This is a genomic window from Amycolatopsis sp. La24, assembly GCF_029087445.1.
Lineage (GTDB): Bacteria > Actinomycetota > Actinomycetes > Mycobacteriales > Pseudonocardiaceae > Amycolatopsis > Amycolatopsis nivea.
Genome location: NZ_JARACH010000062.1, coordinates 1 through 21,183, shown reverse-complemented (window position 1 = coordinate 21,183; position 21,183 = coordinate 1). Strand labels below are relative to the sequence as shown.

Annotated in this window: 17 protein-coding genes and 1 pseudogene; 3 read left to right on the top strand and 15 right to left on the bottom strand. The window is 69.0% G+C overall.

Translation table 11 applies throughout. The features are described 5' to 3' along the window. Window positions 1-281 precede the first annotated feature (281 nt). The 6 genes from PUT80_RS37390 to PUT80_RS37365 all read right to left on the bottom strand — a co-directional run bounded on the left by PUT80_RS37390 (window position 282) and on the right by PUT80_RS37365 (window position 6,101). The gene (locus tag PUT80_RS37390; protein WP_275294941.1) at window positions 282-767 is read right to left on the bottom strand and encodes a hypothetical protein; all 486 of its coding nucleotides are present in this window, start codon (window positions 765-767) and stop codon (window positions 282-284) included. Next, window positions 764-1,792, bottom strand: a complete 1,029-nt coding sequence (locus PUT80_RS37385; protein WP_275294940.1) for a MerR family transcriptional regulator — start codon at window positions 1,790-1,792, stop codon at window positions 764-766. The genes PUT80_RS37390 and PUT80_RS37385 overlap by 4 nt, the downstream gene beginning before the upstream one ends. A 234-nt stretch (window positions 1,793-2,026) precedes the next feature. Beyond that, complete coding sequence (locus PUT80_RS37380) at window positions 2,027-3,457, bottom strand: aminotransferase class V-fold PLP-dependent enzyme (RefSeq protein WP_275294939.1); 1,431 nt, start codon at window positions 3,455-3,457, stop codon at window positions 2,027-2,029. A 122-nt stretch (window positions 3,458-3,579) separates the two neighbouring features. Beyond that, complete coding sequence (locus PUT80_RS37375) at window positions 3,580-4,419, bottom strand: aminoglycoside adenylyltransferase domain-containing protein (protein ID WP_158714546.1); 840 nt, start codon at window positions 4,417-4,419, stop codon at window positions 3,580-3,582. Window positions 4,420-4,437: 18 nt separating this feature from the next. Beyond that, window positions 4,438-5,046 carry a CatB-related O-acetyltransferase gene (locus PUT80_RS37370; protein ID WP_275294938.1) on the bottom strand — a complete coding sequence of 203 codons (609 nt, stop codon included), beginning with the start codon at window positions 5,044-5,046 and terminating at the stop codon, window positions 4,438-4,440. Between the two features lie 425 nt (window positions 5,047-5,471). After that, the gene (locus PUT80_RS37365; RefSeq protein WP_275294937.1) at window positions 5,472-6,101 is read right to left on the bottom strand and encodes a DUF5701 family protein; all 630 of its coding nucleotides are present in this window, start codon (window positions 6,099-6,101) and stop codon (window positions 5,472-5,474) included. A 94-nt stretch (window positions 6,102-6,195) separates the two neighbouring features. On the opposite strand from PUT80_RS37365, the gene PUT80_RS37360 reads away from it, so the two are divergent. Then, the gene (locus tag PUT80_RS37360; RefSeq protein WP_275294936.1) at window positions 6,196-6,822 is read left to right on the top strand and encodes a TetR/AcrR family transcriptional regulator; all 627 of its coding nucleotides are present in this window, start codon (window positions 6,196-6,198) and stop codon (window positions 6,820-6,822) included. A 138-nt stretch (window positions 6,823-6,960) separates the two neighbouring features. Continuing rightward, entirely contained in the window at window positions 6,961-8,487 is a 1,527-nt protein-coding gene (locus PUT80_RS37355; RefSeq protein ID WP_275294935.1) for an MFS transporter, read from the top strand. Window positions 8,488-8,583: 96 nt separating this feature from the next. Here PUT80_RS37355 and PUT80_RS37350 read toward each other — a convergent pair whose 3' ends face one another. Together PUT80_RS37350 and PUT80_RS37345 are read right to left on the bottom strand one after the other, a co-directional pair. Further along, a complete protein-coding gene (locus PUT80_RS37350) occupies window positions 8,584-9,429 on the bottom strand; it encodes an SAM-dependent methyltransferase (RefSeq protein ID WP_275294934.1) in 846 nt (281 codons plus the stop codon). Window positions 9,430-9,513: 84 nt separating this feature from the next. Further along, the gene (locus PUT80_RS37345; RefSeq protein ID WP_275294933.1) at window positions 9,514-10,659 is read right to left on the bottom strand and encodes a pyridoxal phosphate-dependent aminotransferase; all 1,146 of its coding nucleotides are present in this window, start codon (window positions 10,657-10,659) and stop codon (window positions 9,514-9,516) included. 108 nt (window positions 10,660-10,767) lie between these two features. Between PUT80_RS37345 and PUT80_RS37340 the strand changes: the two genes are divergently transcribed. After that, window positions 10,768-11,526, top strand: a complete 759-nt coding sequence (locus PUT80_RS37340) for a GntR family transcriptional regulator (protein WP_037817858.1) — start codon at window positions 10,768-10,770, stop codon at window positions 11,524-11,526. Between the two features lie 42 nt (window positions 11,527-11,568). Here the strand turns inward: PUT80_RS37340 and PUT80_RS37335 are convergent. The 7 genes and pseudogenes from PUT80_RS37335 to PUT80_RS37305 all read right to left on the bottom strand — a co-directional run bounded on the left by PUT80_RS37335 (window position 11,569) and on the right by PUT80_RS37305 (window position 20,798). After that, window positions 11,569-13,057 (bottom strand): annotated as a pseudogene (locus PUT80_RS37335) (CoA-acylating methylmalonate-semialdehyde dehydrogenase). Between the two features lie 85 nt (window positions 13,058-13,142). After that, window positions 13,143-13,937, bottom strand: a complete 795-nt coding sequence (locus PUT80_RS37330; protein WP_275294932.1) for an SDR family NAD(P)-dependent oxidoreductase — start codon at window positions 13,935-13,937, stop codon at window positions 13,143-13,145. Continuing rightward, on the bottom strand, window positions 13,934-15,097 hold the full coding sequence (locus PUT80_RS37325; protein ID WP_275294931.1) for a glycine C-acetyltransferase: 1,164 nt from the start codon (window positions 15,095-15,097) through the stop codon (window positions 13,934-13,936). The genes PUT80_RS37330 and PUT80_RS37325 overlap by 4 nt, the downstream gene beginning before the upstream one ends. Then, window positions 15,094-15,645 carry an isochorismatase family cysteine hydrolase gene (locus PUT80_RS37320; protein WP_238604701.1) on the bottom strand — a complete coding sequence of 184 codons (552 nt, stop codon included), beginning with the start codon at window positions 15,643-15,645 and terminating at the stop codon, window positions 15,094-15,096. Before PUT80_RS37320 ends, PUT80_RS37325 begins: the two co-directional genes overlap by 4 nt. Continuing rightward, entirely contained in the window at window positions 15,642-16,970 is a 1,329-nt protein-coding gene (locus PUT80_RS37315) for an MFS transporter (protein WP_275294930.1), read from the bottom strand. Before PUT80_RS37315 ends, PUT80_RS37320 begins: the two co-directional genes overlap by 4 nt. A 40-nt stretch (window positions 16,971-17,010) precedes the next feature. Next, window positions 17,011-18,723, bottom strand: a complete 1,713-nt coding sequence (locus PUT80_RS37310; protein WP_275294929.1) for a hydantoinase B/oxoprolinase family protein — start codon at window positions 18,721-18,723, stop codon at window positions 17,011-17,013. Then, window positions 18,720-20,798 carry a hydantoinase/oxoprolinase family protein gene (locus tag PUT80_RS37305; RefSeq protein ID WP_275294928.1) on the bottom strand — a complete coding sequence of 693 codons (2,079 nt, stop codon included), beginning with the start codon at window positions 20,796-20,798 and terminating at the stop codon, window positions 18,720-18,722. Before PUT80_RS37305 ends, PUT80_RS37310 begins: the two co-directional genes overlap by 4 nt. Window positions 20,799-21,183 lie beyond the last annotated feature (385 nt).

Sequence of the window (21,183 nt, the reverse complement as noted above, 5' to 3'; positions counted from 1 at the left end):
TCTACTGCCGCGTGCTCCGCCAAACCCATCCAATCCCGCAAGATCACCATCCGGCGACTGCTGCAGCGAAACCGCCAGCGGCCACGACTTCCGCAGCGTGGTAACGGAAAACTCTCGGTCATCGTGTTCAGTGACACAGCAGAATATTCGGCGGCCCGGTCAGACCGGATGGACGCCATCGTGGGGCGTACTGGTCTGCGACCTCCACTAAACGTCCGGGCGGTTGCGGCGTCCCCCAGCGCGGCAACCGCCCGGACCCCATCCGCCGAGCCTTGTCCCGCCTATCCGACCCCCGGTGCCGTAGCGCGTCGTTCGGTGGACCGGCGCTCAATCGCTTCCGCGACGCCGTCGATCGCCTGTCGGAGCATCGCGCCGTATCCGTCGTCTGCCAGCGCGTCCTGACATGCTCGCGCTGCGGCGAGCTGTTCCGCCGCTGCGGAGAACGAGCCCAGGCGGCGGAAGTTGTCGGCCAAGTTCAGGTGCAGTGACGGGTAGAAGCCCGCGATCCGGAGCCCAGCGTCGTGGGCTTGGACGTGCTCGTCGGTGACCGTCGCGGCGGCGTCCAGGGCTCTGACATCCCAGACCAGTGCCTCTGCCGGGTCAGCGAACAGATCTGCTTGGTAGTGCGCGAGAACGCAGCGGTAGAACGGATCGCCGCCCGGGCCGAGTTCGTCCCACAGTTCCTGCAGACGCGCTCGCGCGGCATCCGGCGCGCCCGCTCGGCCTTGCGTCACCGCGGCGGTGATCTCGGCCATCGTGTCCGTCATTCGGCAGTTCCTTTCACTGGCATGGCAAGGGTGGTCAGGTCGCCGTCGTCGGCGGAGCGCACGACGACTGGCAGGTGCGAGCCCGCGACGTCCAGCATCACGTCCGGGCCGACGGCGGTGCTGATCGCCGGGTGCAGCGTGCTCACGGCGAACGAGAGCGAAATCGGCGGGCCGGTGACGTCCGCGGGGATTGCTTCGGTGCCGACTGTGACAGCCGTGGCGGAGAGGTCCAGTTGGATCTGCGGGGCATATTGGCGCTCTAGACATGCCACGAGCGCGTTGCGAGATATCACTGCCCGCGTAAGGACTTCTGGCAATGACGCGAGCATCAGGCGGTAGTCGGGGAAGTCGTCGGCGAGCGTGCGGCACGTTCGTACGGCGTCGCCCTGGAAGGAGATCTCGTCGGCGTGGAGGCTCAGGTGGAGTTCGTGTTGCCGGCGCGTCCACGGCATTGCTAGCCGCAGGTCGTCGGCGTCGACGGTCGCGGTCCAGGTGGAGGTGCTTGGTTCGGCTGGGACGAGGGTGCGGGTCGAGAGGCGGTACCGGTCGGTGGCCGCGAGCACGATCGCCTCTGGGGAGACCTCGAGGTGCACGCCATTCAGCACGGGGAGGTCCTGCGTCGTCGCGGTCAGCACCTGCTCGACGGCGGCGGTGAACACCGGGCCGGTGAGCCGGACCGACGGCACCGGGGCCGGGGTGCCCAGCGTGGCCTTTACCGCCGCGGCGGTTTTCCGGGCCTGGTGTACCTGAGATACCAACCCGGCGACGTGGTCGTCGATGATCCGCGACGCTTCGGCCGGGTCGGCGGCGAGGACCGCGCTGACTCGCTCCAGTGGCAGCCCGATCTCCCGCAACTGCCGGACAAGCAGCGCGGCCGAGACTTGGCCGGGGGAGTAGTAGCGGTAGCCGGATTCCTCGTCGACCCGGATCGGGCGCACGAGTCCGGAATCGGCGTAGAAGCGCAGCGCGCTGGCGGTGAGGCCGCAGCGACGGGCGAACGCTCCGATGGTCAGCAGGTCGGGCACCCGCCCATCATCGGGGTTCAAGCAGCTTGAAGGTCAACCGCAGCACGGTGACCACGGGATCGTGCTAGTGCAGACGGGTGACTGACCCGATCGAGGAGGCGGCGCTGTCCGGTGGGCGCGGTTGCTCGGTCTAGCTGCTCGGCGACCAGCCAGGCAAAGGGATGCCTGGCCGGATCGGCGTAGTCCTGGAGGGGTTTCCTTCGGCCTCCTTCAGCACGGTGGCGCCGACCGCGCTCAGACCCGGTCCAGAAGCTCGCGCAGCCGCACGATGTCCTCGGTTCGCGTGCGCCAGCTGATGACGCACACCCGCAACGCCGGTCGTCCCGCGACGCGGACTGGGCTCAACCACGCGGAGCCGGTGGCGTTGACCCGGTCCGCGAGGTCGCTGTGCCACTGCCAGGATTCCGTCGGATCGGCGGGTGCGTCCGCGCGCGTCACGCAGACGATCGGCAGCGGCGTGTCGTTGATGGCGAGCCAACCCGCGCCCGTGAGCTGATCCCGCAATTCCTGCCCGAACGCCGCGTCGTGTTCGATCTGGGCGCCGTAGCCGGAAACTCCGTATGCCAGCAGACTCAGCCACAGCTTCAGTCCGATGAACCGCCGCGACCATTGATTGCTCGTCGTGTACGGGTCTGCAGTGTCGTCCACTTGGCCCGGCATATACGAGGTCGACACGGTGAACGACGAACTCAGCTCGGCTCGGTCGCGGGTGAAGAACATCCCTGCGCCCATCGGCACTGACAGCCACTTGTGCGCGTCGACGGTGATCGTGTCCGCGCGTTCGATGCCGGTCAGCACGCCGCGCAGCCGATCCGACAGGCAGACGGCTCCGCCCCAGGCCGCGTCTACATGGAACCGCAGACCGGCGTCGTGTGCGAGATCGGCGATGCGCGGCAGCGGGTCGATCATTCCGGCCCCGGTGGTCCCGGCCGTGGCGACGATGAGGAACGGCGCCTTGCCGTCCCGCCGGTCTTCGGCGAGCAAGGCTTCGAGCGCGGCGACATCCATCCGGCCGCTTGCGTCGGACGGCACCAGTCGGCACGCGTCGCGGCCGAGACCGGCGGCGTGGGCGATTTTCAGCCAGGCCAGATGCGAATCCGCACCGGCGTAGAACACTGGCGCGGCGTCGAGGGCACGCAAGCCGCCGGTGCTGTACTCGGGAAACGCGTGGGTGAGCGCGGTCAGCACCGCGGTCGCGTTGGCCTCCGCGCCGCCGCTCGTGAAGTGGCCGCCCGCGGTGGCCGGGAGGCCGAGCCGCGCGGAGAACAGGTCGATGCACCGCTGTTCCGCCTCGACCGCGAACGGTGCGTGGCTCCACGCAGCGAGCTGCGGATTCACCGCCGCGGTGATGAGATCTCCGGTGACTGCTGCCCAGGTCGCGGACGGGTTGAACAGCCCGAAATACCCCGGATGATCGGTGTGCACGGTCCAGCGATCGAGCGCGGCGAGCACCTCCGGGACGGCCTGCTCAAGGTCTTCCGGCTTCTCGAGCGGGTACTTGTCGAGCCAGGCGCGGATCTCCGTGGCGTCGGCGGTCACCGGGCTCGCCGGGTGCTCCGGCCGCGTGCGCCACCCCTCGACCAGCTGATCTACGACACCGTGCAGCAGCTTCGCCGCCGATTCCGCGTCCGTCGCCACCCCGCCGCGGTCCTGCTCGCTCGTCATCAGCCCTCTCCCCAGATTGTGCTAGCACGTAACAGGTTCTGTACTAGCTTGAGACGAGGCTAAGTGGACTCGAACGGTGCCGCAAGGAAGTAAATCCGGCCATTGCTGGCCCGATTCGTGCGCTAGGCCAGGGTGAGTGCGTCGTCGATGGTGGCGTCCAGGAACGCGAGCGTGTCGCGTCGCCGGGCCAGGGGATTCCGATAGCTGCGCCGACCTTCCGCGCCGCCGGTGCGCAGGCTCAAGCTCTCGGCGATGATGCGCTGCCAGCGAGGGTCGAATTGCCTTGCTGCATAACGTCCTGCGCCAGTTTTGGAAGTCAGCTCCCCGGTGGCGACGAGATGGTGCAGACGGCTCACCCCGAGCACCGCCCACACCGGGAACAGCGGGCTCATCCCGAGCGCGAGCGACAACGCACTGGTGCGCCGGTTCTTCTCCCACCACGGCCGCCAGTAGCTGCTCAGGTTGTCGACAGTGAACGCGCGCAAGGCATCCTGATCCGCCCACACGTCCACATCGGACGGCTCCGGTCCGCGCAGCGCGATCCCGCGCCTGGCGAGTTCGCAGAACGTCACCGGGTTGAGACCGTCTCGTCCCGCCTCGGTGAAACGGCTTTCCTGCGCGCACGGAACGTCCGGGCAGTTGTCGGGTCCGGCAGCGAGATCGGCCCAGGTGAGCACGGAGCCGTCGAAATGCGGTTTCGGAAACCGGGTGACTGTCGTGGCATGAGCCTGCGCCAGCGCTGAGATCTCAACCCGATCCGGACGTCGATCAGTGACCGCGACGAAATCGATGTCGCTGGCCGTGTTCAGCCGTCCGCGCCCGGCGCCGCGGGCGTGGAAGTCGCCGAAGCAGACCGAACCGACCAGGTAAAAACCGGTCACCAGCCCGGGTGCGGCTCGGTCCACTGTGGACAGAAACAGTGTGGTGCTCCGGCGGACTTCCTCAGGTATCTCACTCGGCACGCCTGCCACGTTACCGAGTTACGCGAGTTCGGCGGCGGCCCTCGCCAGGTCGTCGACGCTGCCGGACATGACCGTGCGGACGTGCTTGGTGAGGTGGTCCAACGGCCAGTCCCACCACGCGATCGCCAGGAGGCGTTCGACGTCCTCGTCGCGATACCGGCGGCGGATCAGCTTGGCCGGGTTGCCGCCGACGATGCCGTAGTCGGGCACGTCGTCGACCACGACCGCCCCGGACGCGACGATCGCGCCGTGCCCGATGCGGACGCCCGGCATGACCATCGCCCGGTAGCCGAGCCAGACGTCGTTGCCCAGCACCGTGTCGCCGCGGCCGGGCAGGCCGGTGATGGCGTCGAAGTGCTCGGCCCAGTCGCCGCTCATGATCGGGAACGGGAACGTCGACGGCCCGTCCATCCGGTGGTTCGCGCCGTTCATGATGAACCGCACGCCCTCGCCGAGCGCGCAGTACTTGCCGATCACGAGCTTCTCCGGCCCGTAGTGGTACAGCACGTTGCGAGTCTCGAAGGCGGTCGGCTCGTCCGGGTCGTCGTAGTAGGAGAACTCGCCGACGTCAATCAGCGGCGACGTGACCAGCGGTTTCAGCAGCACCACTCGCGGCTGCTCGGGCATCGGGTGCAGGACGTTCGGATCGGGGGAAATGGGTTTTCTCCTCGCGGTGACAGGCTCAGCGGCGGGTTCAACGGCGGGCTCGGCAGGGGTGGCGGGTTCAGCAGCGAGCGATGGCTGGTTTGGCGGTGGGCTGGCTTAGCGGCGAGCAACGGCGGGATTCAATGGCGGACGGCGGCAGGTTCGGCAGCGCGCGGTGACGGGTTCGGCGCCGGACGGTGAGGGGCTCGGCGGTGGGCGTCGGGTTAGGCGTGGGCGTTGACAGGCTCGGCGGAGGTCGGCGGGTTCAGCGGCGAACAGCGGTGGGTTCAGCGGCGGACGGTGAGTTCGGCGGCGGACAGTGACAGGCTCGGCGGAGGGCTTAGCAGCGAACAGCGGCGGGTTCAGCGGAAGGCTCGGCAACGGGCAACGGGCAACGAACAACGGATTCAGCAACGCGCAGCAGCAGACCCGAAACCCAGCCACGTGTGCCGGTTGCCCCACCAGCACCAGCCGACCTTGGGGGCGTTGCGGCGTTCGCTGCCGTCGCGGCCGATGCCGTTGCTGATCCACAGTGCCGGCGTGCGGGCGTCGAACTTGCCGTTCTCCTTGCGCAGCCGGGAGCCGATGGTCATGAAGCAATGGTTGCGCTCGAGCGCCGACGGCTGCTGGAGCACCCAGTGAATCCCCTCGGTGAGCAGCAGCGGACTGCGCCCAGCCTTGGTGATCGCGGGCAGGGCTTCCTCGGGGCTCCAGTTGGCCATCTCGTCGCCGCGGTCGAGGCCGGTGACGAGGTACAGCGGCGCGTCGGGCAGGTCGATGTCACGCGGCGCGAACTGGTCGACGTCCGGCATGTCCGTGACGACGAATCCGGCCTTTCCTTCGCGCCGGAGCAGCGGCGAGAGCGCCGACGCGGGTGCCCGGTCCTGGTGGACCGCCAGCAGCGCACCGGCCGCGGCGTGGTGCTCCGCGGCGAAAGCACGCAGGTCGTCGGCGGAAAGCTGGGCGATCTCGGGCACTCCCAGCGCGATGAGGTGGTCTGCCTGGTCCGCGAGCGACGGGAGGGCAGCGATCGACAAGTGGTTCTCCTTCGGGCTATATTTACGTCGGTAGTAAAAGTATGCCGAGTCCCCATGGGTGTCAAGGTAAATTTACGTCGGAGGTAAGTTTTCGATGGATGTGGGCCTGCGGGAAGCCAAGAAGCAGGAGACGCGCCAGCTGATCTCCGACCACGCGACGCGGCTGTTCCTGGAGCAGGGCTTCGAGGAGACGACGATCGCGCAGGTCGCGGCGGCCGCGCGGGTCGCGAAGAAGACGGTGACCAACTACTTCGCCCGCAAGGAAGACCTGGTCCTCGACCATCAGGACGAGTTCGTCGCGACCCTGGCGGCGGCGGTGTGGGCGCGCGAACCGGGGGAGTCGGCGCTCGCGGCGCTGCGGCGGGCGTTCGAGGCGGCGGTCGCGACGAGGGACCCGGTCGTCGGGTTCGCCGGGCTGGAGTTCAGCCGGATGATCGCCGAGAGCCCGACGCTGTCCGCCTGCCTGCGCGGCCTGCACGAACAGCGGGAACGGACGCTGGCCCAGGCACTGGCCGACGCAGTCGGCAGCCCCCGGACGGACATCACCGTCCGCACGGCAGCCGCGGTGCTGGGGGCCGTGCACCACAGCCTGTTCCAGCGGATCGAGGAGCTGACGCTGGCCGGACGGCCCGCCGACGAGGTCGCGGAGACGGTCGCGGCGGAGGCGGCGCGGGCGTTCGACCTGCTGGAACCTGCGCTGGGGGACTACGCGGTGGCCTGATCCGGGGAGCCTCCGCAGACAGTGTTCGAGCAGCCGCCTCCCCGCCGTCCGAAGAAGTTTTCCCGGTGATGTCGATCCGCGTGCACCCCGATCGTCGCTTCAGTGAGACGACTGGAAAGACACGCAGGGGAGACAGAAATGAGCGCCGGACGACGCGAGTGGCTGGGCCTGGCAGTACTGGCCTTGCCGACCGTGCTGTTGTCGCTGGACATGAGCGTGCTGCACCTCGCGGTTCCGCACCTCGCCGCGGATCTGCGGCCTTCCAGCACGCAATTGCTGTGGATCATCGACATCTACGGCTTCATGATCGCCGGATTCCTCGTCACGATGGGCACGCTCGGCGACCGGATCGGCAGGCGGAAGCTGCTGATGATCGGCGGCGGCGCGTTCGGGCTCGCGTCGGTCGCGGCGGCGTTCTCGACCACTCCGGAGATGCTGATCGCGGCGCGGGCCGTGCTCGGAATCGCCGGGGCGACGCTCATGCCGTCGACGCTCGCGTTGATCAGCAACATGTTCCCGAACCCCAAACAGCGCGGCACCGCGATCGCGGTGTGGATGAGCTGTTTCATGGGCGGCATGGTGGTCGGCCCGGTCGCGGGTGGCTTCCTGCTGGAGCATTTCCGCTGGGGTTCGGTGTTCCTGATGGGCGTGCCGGTGATGGTCCTGCTGCTCGCGACCGCGCCGAAGCTGCTTCCCGAATACCGCGACGCCGACGCCGGACGCCTCGATCTCGCCAGCGTCGCCCTGTCGCTCGCCGCGATCCTGCCGGTCATATACGCGCTCAAGGAAATCGCCAAGAACGGCTTGTCCCTGACCGAAATCGTTGTGCTCGCCGCGGGGCTCGCGGTCGGCGCGGTGTTCGTCCGGCGGCAGCAGCGGCTCGAGCATCCGCTGCTGGACCTGCAGTTGTTCCAGGTGCGCGCGTTCAGTGCCGCCGTGGCGATCATGCTGGTCGGCGCGGTCACCATGGGCGGGGTGTTCATGCTGGTCAGCCAGTATCTGCAGATGGTCGCCGGGCTGAGCACGGTCGACGCCGGGCTGCTGCTGGTTCCGCAGGCGCTCGCGGTGGTCGCCGGGTCGATGATCGCGCCGCGGCTGGCGCGCCGGTTCCGGCCGGAATTCGTGCTGGGCTTCGGAATGCTGGTCGCGGCGGGCGGAATCCTGTTGTTCACGCTCGCCAATGGGGCAGGCGGGGTGGCTTTCGTGGTGCTGGGCATGTCGGTCGCCAGCTTCGGCATGGGGCCGCAGGGCGTGCTGTGCACCGAAATGGTGGTCGGCTCGGTCCCGCCGCAGCGGGCCGGCGCGGCTTCGGCGATGTCGGAGACCAGTGCGGAATTCGGGATTGCCATGGGGATCGCGGTGTTCGGCAGCGTCGCGACGGCGGTGTACCGCGACCAGATCGCGGTCCCGGCCCACGTGCCCGCCGCGGCGGCTGCCCAGGCGACCGACAGCATGGCCGGTGCGATGGAGGCGTCGGCGACGATGCCCGGTGCGACCGGCGAGCAGTTGCTGGCCACGGCACGCGACGCGTTCAGCTCGGGACTGCACACGGTCGCCGGGATCGGCGCGGCGATCGTGGTGGTGTTCGCGGTGGTGGGAATGGTCGCGCTGCGGCGTTCCCCGGCGGCTGCGAAGGCAGCGGAACCGGTGCTGGTCGCGTCGTAACCTGTTGTGCGGTAACGGGTTTCCCTGTGACAAGAGGGCCGGTGGTCCAGCCGAGCGTTCAGCCCGGCCGGACCACCGGCCCGCAGTCGTAAGATCTCAGGGTTTCCGCGCGACCCCGACCGCCACGATCCGCTGTGCGACGGTTGGCTCGCCCAGCAGCGGGCCGTCCGGCCACCATTCGACCACCGGCACGATTTCCGCGGCCTTGTTCGGTCCGCTCGGGATCAGCTCCATGTCGTGGAACAGGTCCTTGATCTCGGCGCGGGTGCGGGACGAGACGTCCTTCATCGACCCGTTGTGGACCGATTCGATGATGCCCTGCACCGCTTCGTCGTCCTCGGACCCGTCGTGCGGGTCGAGCAGGTGCGAGATCGCCACGTACGAACCGGACGGGAGCCGGTCGATGAATTCCTTCGTCACCTTGCCCGGAAGCTCGCGGTCGCCGGTCTGGTGGTGCAGGGCGAGCAGGAACAGCACCGCGATCGGCTGGTTCCAGTCGAGGTGCTCGGTGACCGTCGGGTGGTCGAGAATGCTCGGCGGGTCGAAGAAATCCGCCTGGATGTATTCGGTGAATTCGTTCTCGTCGAGCAGCGCCCGCCCGTGGCTGGCCACCACCGGGTCGTAGTCGACGTAGACGACCTTCGTCTGCGGGTCCGCGCGCTGGACGATCTGGTGCACGTTCTCCGCGGTCGGCATGCCGGAACCGCAGTCGATGTACTGGCGGATGCCCGCGTGGTAGGCGAGGAACCGGCAGATCCGGGTCATCAGGTGCCGGTTGACCCGCGCGGTTTCCGCGATGTCCGGCATCACCCGGGCGGCTTCCCTGGCGACCTGCCGGTCGATCTCGTAATTGTCTTTCCCGCCCAGCAGATAGTCGTACACGCGGGCGGCGCTCGACTGGTTCGGGTTGACCCCCGGCGGTGCGTTGACGGCGTCGGTCACGACGCGTACCTCCCGCGTGTTGACACGGTGATAGATGCCACACCGAGAGTAGCGGACTTCGGGGACGCCGCGAAACCGGTGCGGCTAAGACTCCAGCAGGGCTCGTTTCAGCGCGCTGACCAGCTCCTCCAGCACGGGTTCCGGCGCGCCGAAGGTGAGCCGGACGTGTGTGTCCGGAGCGTGCAGGTCGGCGCCGCGGATCGCGGTGACTCCGTTGCGCAGCAAGGCTCGGTCGATGTCTTCCGGGATAGCGCCGAGCCGGCCGCAATCGGCGAGCAGGAACGCGCCGCCGCCGGGGCGCACTGGTGCGGGGAGCCCGCTGGCCGCGATGCCCTCGCACACGAGGTCGCGCTTCCGCTGGTACGTCACGAGTTCGCGGTCGAGCCACTCGCGCGGTCCAGTGAGGGCGGCGGCCGCCGCGTGCTGTGCGACCGCGCCGCAGCAGACGGCTTCCCATTGCAGACGGCGTTCCATCGCGTCGACGATTTCCGGCGGGGCCAGCACGTAGCCGATCCGCCAGGTCGTCAGCGCGTAGTACTTGCTGAGGCTGGTGACGGTGATCAGGTGCGGCCATTCCCCGGCCGCTCCCTCGATCGGATGGTGTTCGTTCCGGTCATAGGCGAAGTGCCGCCACGAATCGTCGGAGATCACGACAAGGCCGTGGCGGGCGGCGAGGCCGACCACCGCGGCGATGGTTGCGGCATCGGGGAGGTAGCCGGTGGGATTGACCGGATTGCACAGGAGAATGGCGCGGCTGCGCGGGGTGACCGCGGCGGCCATGCGGTCGAGATCGAAGGTCCAGTCCTCTCGGGAGGGGACGTACGCGGGCACGGCGCCGGATTCGCGGATCGCCCCGTCGAAGAAGTACGCCGGGGTCGGCACGATCACCTCGTCGCCCGGCTCGAGGACGGTGCGCAGCACAAGGGAAAGCCCGTGCTGCGCGCCGTGTGTCACCAGCAGCCTTCGTTCGGGATCGATGCCGGGACCGAGTTCCGCGGCGATGGCCGACCGGAGTTCGGGAAGGCCCCGGCTGTCGCGCGGGTCGGGTTTGTCCATCGCCAGCCGGACGGCCTCGCGGACGTGTTCGGGCATCGGCAGGACCGGGGCTCCCACGAGCGGGAGCATCCGGACGCCGGTGCGGCGGGCCCGGTCGCGAGCGCTCAGCGCGCCCAGCGCCGGGACATCGCGAGAGGCGGGGAGAGTCCAGGAGGTCGAACTGCTTCGCGGCATACGACCAGCTTCGCACATTGAGATATCAGTATCAACGGTAGATATCTCTGGAGGTCTCTGAAGATGTACCCGTGCCATATCAACCAGCAATACTGGTATTCTGAGTGGGTGTCCGACATCCACGACGTTCTCACCGGCACGCCGCACATCCCCGCGCTGCTGCTGGTCGGCCAGGACGAATCCGGCCTCGACCGGACCAGTCAGGCGTACCGGGCGATCCGCCGGCAGATCATCGATCTGACGCTGCGTCCCGGCAGCAGTTTCACCGAGACCTCGCTCGCGCAGCAGTGGCAGATCAGCAAGACGCCGGTGCGCGAGGCGCTGGCCCGGCTGCGCCGAGACGGTCTGGTCAGCGCGCTTCCGCGCGCGGGCTACCTCGTCAGCTCGATCACGTTGCAGGACACCGACGATCTGTGCGGCCTGCGTACGCTGCTGGCCGCCGAGGCGGCTGCCGAAGCGGCCCGCAACGGCATCTCGGTGCCCGCGATCGAGCGGCTCGAAGTGCTGTCGAAAATCGCGTCGGACTACGTCCCGGGCGAGACGGCGCTCGACGACTGGCTGCCGGTCGGGATCGAATTCGAGGCCATCATGGCCCACTTCAGCGGCAACAGCCGGCTCGTCAAATCGCTCGTCGACGTCCTCGACGAACTGGAACGGGTGCTGCGGATGGTGTTGATGATCGCTCCGGACGTCGCGAGCCCGCCGGGTGAACTGCACGCGATTTTCGAGAGCCTGCGCGACCGCGACGCGGAGGGTGCGCGCTTCTCGATGCGGGCCCGGTGCGAGCGGGTGCGCCGTGACGTGCTCCAAGTGCTGACCAAGAGCACTTCGGTCAGCAGGGCGAACATCGAAATACCGCTGAATTGACCGGTGCGGTCCGGGGAGCACGGTCTCCCCGGACCGCACCGCTCAGACCGCGGTCGGGAAGTGCAGGCTCGCCTCCTCTGGCGCCTCCGGCCAGCGGCTGGTCACCGCCTTGGCGCGGGTGTAGAAGGCGACGCCCTCGGGGCCGTGCATGTGGTGCGCGCCGAACAGGGACTGTTTCCAGCCGCCGAACGAGTAGAACGCCATCGGCACCGGGATCGGGACGTTCACGCCGATCATCCCGACCTGCACCGACCGCTGGAACTGCCGCGCCGCCCGGCCGCTGCCGGTGAAAATCGCGGTGCCGTTGGCCCAGTCGCTCGCGTTGATCAGGTCGATCGCCTCGGTCAGCGAATCGACGCGCACGACCACGAGCACCGGGCCGAAGATCTCGTCGCGGTAGACGCTCATCTCGGGGGTGACGCCGTCGAAAAGCGTTGGCCCGACGAAGAATCCGCTGTCCTCGACGGTGATATCTCTCCCGTCGACGACGAGTTCGGCACCCGCCGCGACCCCGGCGTCGAGGTAGCCCCGGACGCGCTCGAGTGCTTCCGGCGACACGACAGGTCCCATCTCAGACCCTGGTGCCAGCCCAGGACCGACCTTGATCGCACGGGCCTTTTCGCCGATCAGCTTGACCAGCGGCTCGGCCACGTCACCGACCGCGACGGCCACGGAAATCGCCATGCACCGCTGGCCCGCAGATCCGTACGCGGCGGAAACCAGGTGCTCGGCCGCGTTTTCGAGATCGGCGTCGGGCAGGACGACGGCGTGGTTCTTCGCGCCGCCGAGTGCCTGCACGCGCTTGCCGTTCGCGGTCGCGCGCTCGTGCACGTACCGCGCGATCGGGGTCGAGCCGACGAACGACACCGCGGCGACGTCCGGATGGTCCAGCAACGCGTCCACCGCGACCTTGTCGCCGTGCACGACGTTGAAGACGCCGTCGGGCAAACCGGCCTCGGCGTAGAGTTCGGCGACGAAGTTGGCCGCGGAAGGGTCGCGTTCGGACGGTTTGAGCACGAACGTATTGCCGGTCGCGATGGCGATCGGATGCATCCACATCGGGACCATGGCGGGGAAATTGAAGGGCGTGATGCCCGCGCACACGCCGAGCGGCTGCCGGAAGGAAAACAGGTCGACGCCGGTCGAGACCTGGTCGGAGTACTCGCCTTTGAGCAGCTGCGGGATTCCGCAGGCGAAATCGATCACCTCCAGGCCGCGGACGAGTTCGCCCTTCGCGTCCTCGAAAACCTTGCCGTGTTCGGCGGAAACGATCCGTGCCAGGTCGTCGAGGCGGCTTTCGACCAGCGTGCGGAACGCGAACATGAGCCGCGCCCGGCGCATGACCGAGGTGTCGGCCCAGTCCGGCGCCGCGATGCGCGCGGCTCGCACCGCGGCGTTGACGTCGGCCGGCTCGGCGAGCAGGACGTCGGCTTGGCGCTCGCCGGTCGCCGGGTTCCACACCGGCGCGGTCCGGGGTCGAATGACCGGTGGTTTCCCGGCCGCCGATGCGGTGTCGGATGGTGGGGTGCACGAGGGAACTCGCCTTCTGGTCAGGGTTTCGGGCAGCACCGGGCCCCGGTGCTGTGATCTGGCAAGGGTTTTCGCCGAGGTGAAGCTCAGACGATGAGGTCGCCGCCGTTGATGTCGATCGCGGCGCCGGTAATGTAGGCCGCTCGGTCGGACGCGAGGAACGCGACGAGTTCCGCGACCTCCCAGGGCATCCCGGCGCGCGGCACCGGGAACGAGCGGGTGGCGTCGCCGAGCGCGGCGGCGGAAAGCAGGCCGCGGACCATCGGGGTGTCGATCAGGCCGGGACAGACGGCGTTGACCGTGATCCCGTCCGGCCCGAAGTTCTTCGCGAGGTGCCGGGTGAGGCCGAGGACGCCGTGCTTGGCCGTCGTGTAGTGCGCGCCGCCCGCGGTGCTGATCGTTTTTCCCGCGGTAGAAGAGAAATTGACGATCCGGCCCCAGCCGCCGGCTCGCATCGCGGGCAGCGCGCGCTGGCAGCACAGGAAGGTGCCGTGCACGCTGACCGCGAGCACCCGATTCCACTCGGCCTCGGTGATATCTTCAAACGCTGTCGGTGGCGCGATACCCGCCGCGTTGACGAGGATGTCGAGCCGGGTTTGTTCGGCCAGCACCGCGTCGAACGCACGGCCGACCCGAGCGGCATCCGTGACGTCCACCGCGATCGACCGGATCCGCTCCGCCGGAACCGCCAGCGTCGCCGCCAGTTCCTCGGCGGCTGGCGCGGCGGGGTCGAACACCGTGACGGTCGCGCCCCGGCTCGCCAGCGCGTGCACTGTGGCCAGACCCATGCCGCTCGCGCCGCCGGTCACGATCGCGACCCGTCCGGCGAGTTCCCGGCTGTCCGTGCTGGTAGGAGCGCGGAGATCCTCGACGGCGGTCATGCGGCCGCCAGCAGACCGCGGACCCGGCCGAAAGCCGCGGCCGCCTGTTCGAGGTGCTCCCGCGTGTGCGAGGCCGAGACCTGCACGCGGATCCGCTCTTCACCCGCCGGGACGACCGGGTGCGAGAGCGCGAAGACCAGGACGCCTTCCCGTCGCAGTGCCGCTGCCATATCAACGGCGAGCGTTCCGCCTCGCAGCATCACCGGGACGATCGGATGTTCGCCGGGCAGCACCTCGTACCCGAGATCCCGCAAGGCGCTGCGCAGCCAGGAAGTGTTGGCGGCCAGGCGTTCTCGCAGTTCTAGGCGGTGAGTGGCGAGCCGGATCGCGGTCAGTGCGGCGGCCGCGAGCGGAGGTGCCATCGCGTTGGTGAAGACGTATGGTCGCGAAACCTGGCGCAGGGTTTCGGTGACCGCGCGCGGCCCGGCGACGAAGCCTCCGGCCGCGCCGCCGAGTGCCTTGCCGAGTGTTCCGGTGACGAGGTCGACCTCACCGGCAAGGCCGAAGTGCTCGGCAGTGCCGCCGCCGAGCACCCCGGTCGCGTGCGAATCGTCGACCAGCAGCACCGCGTCGTACCGCCGCGCCAGCTCGGCGAGCCGGGGGAGCGCGGCGAGGTCGCCGTCCATGCTGAACACGCCGTCGGTCACGATCAGCCGGTGCCGTGCCTCCGTGCTCTCGGTGAGATATCGCTCCAGCTCGTTGAGATCCGAGTGGGCGTAGACGCGCCGCTGGGCCTGCGACAGCCGGATGCCGTCGATCAGGCTGGCATGGTTGAGCGCGTCGCTGAAGATCACGTCGTCCGGGCCGAGCAGGGCGGCGAAGACACCGAGGTTCGCGTCGAAGCACGAGCCGTACAACACGGCGTCCTCGGTGCCGACCAGTTCGGCGATGGCCGTCTCGAGTGCACTGTGGACACTCCGAGTGCCGCAGAGCACTCGGCCCGCGGCCACGCCGAGTCCTTGATCGCGCATCGCTTCCCGGGCCGCGGCAAGGACTTCCGGGGATCCGGCGAGGCCGAGATAGTCGTTCGAAGCGAGATTGACCAGGGTCTGGCCGTCCAAGCTCAACGTCGGTCCCTGCGCACCGGAGACCACTAGGTCGTGCCGAGGCGGGCGGCCATCGAGTTCGGTGCGGAGCCGGTCCAGCAACGCCGTGTTCACGCAGTGTCTCCGATCCATTCGGCGCAGGACACGACCTCGAATCCTCGGCTGGGAAAGACCTTGTCCAGCAAAAAGTCGTTGACGGCCGGATCGCTGTCGGCGCATCCGTCGCGCAGCACGGTCACCGGGTAACCGCGATCCGCCGCGTCGTAGCACGTGGCGGTGACCATCGCGCTGGTCGCCACCCCGGCGACCGCCAGGTCACGGACGCCCCGAGCGCGGAGCACGAGATCGAGGTCCGTGCCCGCGAACGCACTGGCGCGGCGTTTCAGGACGACGACGTCCTCTTCGGACACCGGCAACGCCAGTTCGGTGCCCGGCGAGCCTTCGTGGAACGCGTCGCCGGCGTCGAAGAACGACCGGTAGAGCGCGCCGTCGGGCAGGTCGGTCCCGTTGTCCCGCATGGCGAAGTGCACGAAGACGACGAGCGCCCCGGCTTTCCGGGCGCGCGGCAGCAGCCCGGTGAGCGGTGCCACGACCTGGCGGGCGAACGGGTAGCCGTCCGTGATGCCCCGCTGGATGTCGCCGACGATCAGTGCAGTGGTCATGAAAGGTTCCCGTCCAGTCGTTCCATCCGCCGCCCCGTGGTGAGCAGGGCGGTCAGTCCTGCCGTCATGATGATCGCGATCGCCAGCAGCGCATAGGTGAAACTGCCGGTCGCCGACGCGACCGCGCCGGTGAAGTACGGCCCGATGAACCCGCTGAGATTGCTGACCGAGTTGATCAGCGCGATCCCGGACGCGGCGGCCGCGCCGGTCAGCCCGATCGCCGGGATCCGCCAGAACTGCGGCATCGCGGTGAGAATCCCGGAGACGCTCAGGCAGACCGCGATGACGAACAGCGTGCCGCTGCTGGTCAACGTCGCCAGCAGCAGGCCGACAATACCGAGCGCCATTGGTATGGCAGTGGCCGTCACTGCAGTACGCCGGGCGGCGAAACGAGCCCATACCAGCAGCGCCAGCAATGCCACCGCGTACGGAATCGCGGACAACAGCACGCTGCTGACATCTCCCGCGCCGCCGATGCTGTGCGTGATGGACCGCAGCATCGTCGGCAGGAAGAACTGGAGCGGGTAGAGCCCGAACGCGATGGCGAACCAGGTCACGGCCATGATCCAGACCCGGCGGCTGGTCAGTGCCTCGCGCAGGCCGGAAAGCGCGCCGTGGGCCCGGTGTTCCTCGGCTTCCGCGGCGAGCGTCGCCTCGATCGCTGCCTTCTCGTCGTCGTCGAGCCAGCGCGCGGTCGCGGGGCGGTCGGGAAGGAAGACGAAGACCAGGATGCTGACCACCACCGTCAGCAGGCCCTCGACCAGGAACAGCGAGCGCCAGCCCGCGATGCCGAACAGTTGCTGGCCCCATTCGAGCAGCGCGGCGGCCAGCGGCGAGCCGATGATCGAGGACACCGGTGTCATCAGGAAGAACGCCGACAACGCCCAGGAACGCTGGCGGCGCGGGAACCACAACGTCAGGTAGAGCAGGATCCCGGCGGCGAGCCCGGCCTCGGCGAACCCGAGCAGCAGCCGGGCCAGATACAGCGTCGCGGCCGAGTTCACCGCCGAGGTGGCCGCGGTGACCAGGCCCCAGGTGATCATGATGCGCGCGATCCATTTGCGCGCGCCGAACCGCCGCAGCGCCAGGTTGCTCGGCACCTCGACCAGGATGTAGCCGATGAAGAACAGTCCGGCGGCGAGCCCGATCTGGCCGGTGCTCAAGTGCAGGTCGCGGGACATCGGGGCGGCGAGGTAGCCGACGTTGGCGCGGTCGATGTAGCTCGCCACGTAGGCGAGGCCGACCAGCGGGATGATCCGGATGCCCGCTTTCCGCCAGGTGCGCGGAGCGACGGTGCTCCGGCCGGCGGCGACATGGGAACTCATGGCGAAGTCCGATCTGTCGGGGAATGGGAGTGGTGGTGCGTCAGCGCGCCTTGCCGCGTGCGGAGGCGGTGGCGGCCAGGTCGATCCCCCCGTCGTCGATTACGACGCCGTAGTCCCGTTCGGCTCCCTCGCGGGTGACCTTGCCGTCCAGGACGTCTTCGAGCACCCGTTCCGGCTCACGGCCGAACGGGTGTCCGTGACCGCCCCCGCCTGCGGTCACGTGCCGGTGCCGGGTTCCGGCGGTCATGGCGAAATGCGGTTTGGACTCCAGCACGCGTTCGCCCGGACCGCCTTGGTCGAGGACGTTGAGCGACGGAGTCCCCGGCGCACCGCCGGACAGCCCGTACGGCAGGAACTTCCGCCGGTCGGACCGGATCTGCACGCTGGCCTCGGGAGCCAGCAGCGTCATGTCGCGGAACGTCGCGAGGCCGCCGCGCCAGCGGCCCGCGCCGCCGCTGTCGGGCAGGTAGCCGTAGCCGTCGATGCGGAGATGGCCGGAGCGTTCGAGTTCCTCGACCGGGGTGTTGGTCAGGTTCGCGCCCAGCGAGCTGATCCCGTCGACGCCGTCGCGGTCGGGCCGGGCGCCCCACGCGCCGGCGAGCGGGTCCCACAGCACCATGGATTCGCCGTCCGGGCCGACGAGCCCGATCGCGATGCCGTCCGGACCTCCCTCGCCCGCGGCGGGCACCCGGTCCGGGAACACCGGTGCGAGCGCGCCGAGCACCGCGTCGATGATCCGGAAGCCGACCAGTCCGCGTGCCCCGCGAGCGGCCGGGCGCTGTCCATTGAGGATGGACGCTGGCGGGATGACGAAACTGAACGGCCGGTAGAAGCCGCTGTTCGCCGGGATGTCGGAGGCGAGGACGCCTTGCAGCGCGGCGTAGGCGGCGGAGCGGGTGAACGATTCGGTCGCGTTGAGCGCGGAGCCGACCTGCGGCGAGGAACCGGTGAAGTCGAGTTCGATTCCGGACTCCGACAGGGTCGCCTTGACGCGGATCGGGATCGGCCCGGAGCCGAGTCCGTCGTCGTCGATGTGATCGGTGAACTCGTACGTGCCGGGAACGGCTTCGGCGAGTGCGGCGCGCAGGAGGGTTTCGGAGTAGTCGAGCAGTTCGTCGATCAGCTCGGAGAGCCGTTCGACGCCGTGGCGAGCGGCGAGGGCGCGCAGTCCTTCGGCTCCGGTGTGGCAGGCGGCCAGCTGGGATTCCAGGTCGCCGCGCAGGAGTTCCGGTTCGCGGACATTGCGCAGCAGCACGCGCAGAAAGGTTTCGTTCGTGGTGCCCGCGTCGATCAGCCGCGAGGGTGGGATCTGAATTCCCTCGGCAAAGATATTAGTGGACTGGACTGCCATCGACCCGGCCGCCCAGCCGCCGACGTCGGTGTGGTTGACGACGGTGACCGCGAACCCGAGCAGCGTTTCCCCGCCGAACACCGGGGAAACCGCGAAGATGTCCGGCAGGTGCATGCCGCCGAGCGACGGGTCGTTGAGCAGGTAAAGGTCGCCGGGCGCCACCGAATCGCCGAACTCGGCGAGGATCGCTTCCATCGCGTCCGGAATGGACCCGAGGTGCACCGGAAGCGTGTTCGCCTGGGCGATCACCCGGCCGCGGGCGTCGCACAGCGCGGCGGAGAAGTCCATGCTGGACGCGACGAGCTGCGAATGCGCGGTGCGCAGGACGGTGATCGCCATTTCGTCGGCGATCCCGGTGACGGCGTTGCGGAAGACCTCGAACGTCACGGCGTCGCGGATCATGCGGCACTCCAGGTGATCACGATGTTGTTGAACCGGTCGCGGTGCGCCTGCGCACCGGGCGGGACGAGGGTGGTGGCGTCCATGTCCTCGATGATCATCGGTCCGGGCGCCGGGGCGGCACCGAGCGCGGCGCGGGTGATGACTGGAGCGGAAACTGTTTCAGCGAAACGACATTCCCGGGTCGATGGTGTCGTGCTCTCGGACTCCGGGAGAGCCAGTACGTCCGAAATGGACACCGGAGTGGGCTGCCTTCCGCGCACCCGGAGGTTCACCGGCTCGACCAGGTCGTCGGTGCCAGCTCGGCCGTAGGTGCGCTTGTGTTCGGCGTGGAACCGGGCGCGGGTCTCGGCGAGCAGGTCCTCGGTGAGCTCGCCGTCGGGAACACGGATGCGTAGTTCGAAGCGCTGTCCGCGGTAGCGCATGTCCAGCAGGCGGTCCACGATCGCGTCCTCGCCGAGTTCCTCGCGGACCTTTTCGGACAGTCGCGCGAATTCCTCGGCGAGCGCTGGTATCTCAGCGAATTCGGCGCGGTACGGGGAGAGCTCGTGTCGTTCGGTGTCGGCGACGAGCAGGCCGAGGCTGCTGAAGAGTCCGGGGTGCACCGGCACGAGCACAGTGTCGATGCCCAGTTCGCGGGCCAGCGCGGCGGCGTACAGCGGGCCGGCGCCGCCGAACGCGACCATCGTGGCTTCGCGCGGATCCCTGCCGCGTTCGCTGGTGACCGCTTTGACCGCGGTTGTCATACTAGAGACGGCTACCTGATATGCCCCGCGTGCGGCCCCTGGGATGTCTTCGCCGAGCTGTTCGGCCACTGTGGACAGTGCTTTTTCGGCGAGGTCCGGATGGATCGCGACGCGCCCGCCTGCCAGGGACTGCGGGCTGAGATATCCGAGCGTGACGTTGGCATCCGTCAGGGTCGGCAGTTCGCCGCCCTGGCCGTAGCAGGCCGGCCCCGGCCGGGACCCGGCGCTCGCCGGTCCGACGTGGAGCGCACCCGCGGAGTCGACGGAGATGATGCTGCCGCCGCCGGACCCGACCTCGGCGATGTCGATCGACGGCGCCCGCACCGGGTAGCCCGCCCCGGAACTGAGCCCGCGCGCCACGTTCATCCCGCCGCCGACCTCGTAGTCCGCCGAGACGAACGGTTCCCCGTGCTCGATCAGCGAGGCCTTCGCCGTGGTGCCGCCCATGTCGAAGGCGACCACTGTGGACAGTCCGATCAGCTGCCCGAGCTTCTGCACGGCGGTGACCCCGGCGGCAGGGCCGGACTCGATGATCTGCACCGGCCGTCGCACGACCGAAGCGGCATCGAGCAGGCCCCCGCTGGACTGCATGACCAGCAGTGGCGCACGGACGTTCTCGGCGCGCAGTCCCGCTTCCAGCCGGGTGAGGTAACCGTGCACCGCCGGGCCGACGTAAGCGTTGACGGCCGCGGTGCTGGTGCGTTCGAATTCGTGCGGCTGAGGGGATACGTCGACTGATGCGGTGACGTAGACCTCGGGCAGTTCGGCACGCAGCAACTCGGCGACCCGCCGTTCCTCGTCCGGCCGGATGTAGGAATTGAGCAGGCACACGGCGACTGCTTCGATGCCGTCCGCGCGCAATCGCCCGGCCAGCGCACGGACCTCGTCCGCGTCGGCCGAGGGGGAGAGCTGCCCGTCGGCGGTGATGCGCTGGTCGAGCTCGTAGCGATTCCTCCGGCGCGCCAACGGTTCCGGCTTCGACCAGGACAGGTCGTAGAGCGACGGACGCCGCAGCCGCCCGATCTCCAGCACGTCGCGGAAGCCGCGGGTGGTGACCACCGCGGTCCGGACTCCGCTCATCGACAGAATCGCGTTGGTGGCCACCGTGGTGCCGTGCAGCATCGCGACGACTGACTCCGCCTCCGTCCCGGCGGCCGACAGCACCGCCGTCGTCGCCGTCACCACGCCCTCGCCGTACTCGGGCGGGGTCGACGGCACCTTCATCGGGACGACCTCGCCTGCCGGGCCCAGCGCGATGACGTCGGTGAACGTACCGCCGATGTCGGCGCCGACCCGCCAGCCGGCCGGTTGAGGATCGTGACTGCGAGGCACTGCGATCTCCTTCGTTCAGCGAGCGACTGGGATCACAGTAAGTGTGCGTTGAGATATCAGCAAGGAGCAGTTGCCATTTTTTAATTCAGAACTGGTAGTAACAGGAAGCGGTGAGGCGGGGGTTTGCGGTGCGGTTCAGTGCGTGGACCTGCGGGTTCGGCAGGGCTGGATGGTGCGGGAGAGGTGATGTCCGGGTTTCGGCCGCGGCAGGCGCCCGACGCGAGGTGCGGCGCGGCTGGGATGCGAGGGGGTTCGGCGGTGTGAGGTGGGGCCCGGCGAGGACGTGCGGTGGGGCTCGGCGGGGAAGCGAGGGGGTGCGGCGGGGATGCGGTGCGGAGGCGAGGTGGGGTGCGACGAGGTCGCGATGTGGCGTGCGGCGGGGAGG

What these genes read in the sequence shown, in the direction of transcription:
- PUT80_RS37310 (WP_275294929.1), bottom strand. Translation starts at nt 18,723, where the DNA reads ATGATCCGCGACGCCGTGACGTTCGAGGTCTTCCGCAACGCCGTCACC.
- PUT80_RS37390 (WP_275294941.1), bottom strand. Translation starts at nt 767, where the DNA reads ATGACGGACACGATGGCCGAGATCACCGCCGCGGTGACGCAAGGCCGA.
- PUT80_RS37315 (WP_275294930.1), bottom strand. Translation starts at nt 16,970, where the DNA reads ATGAGTTCCCATGTCGCCGCCGGCCGGAGCACCGTCGCTCCGCGCACC.
- PUT80_RS37330 (WP_275294932.1), bottom strand. Translation starts at nt 13,937, where the DNA reads ATGACCGCCGTCGAGGATCTCCGCGCTCCTACCAGCACGGACAGCCGG.
- PUT80_RS37380 (WP_275294939.1), bottom strand. Translation starts at nt 3,457, where the DNA reads ATGACGAGCGAGCAGGACCGCGGCGGGGTGGCGACGGACGCGGAATCG.
- PUT80_RS37320 (WP_238604701.1), bottom strand. Translation starts at nt 15,645, where the DNA reads ATGACCACTGCACTGATCGTCGGCGACATCCAGCGGGGCATCACGGAC.
- PUT80_RS37360 (WP_275294936.1), top strand. Translation starts at nt 6,196, where the DNA reads ATGGATGTGGGCCTGCGGGAAGCCAAGAAGCAGGAGACGCGCCAGCTG.
- PUT80_RS37355 (WP_275294935.1), top strand. Translation starts at nt 6,961, where the DNA reads ATGAGCGCCGGACGACGCGAGTGGCTGGGCCTGGCAGTACTGGCCTTG.
- PUT80_RS37345 (WP_275294933.1), bottom strand. Translation starts at nt 10,659, where the DNA reads ATGCCGCGAAGCAGTTCGACCTCCTGGACTCTCCCCGCCTCTCGCGAT.
- PUT80_RS37370 (WP_275294938.1), bottom strand. Translation starts at nt 5,046, where the DNA reads ATGCCCGAGCAGCCGCGAGTGGTGCTGCTGAAACCGCTGGTCACGTCG.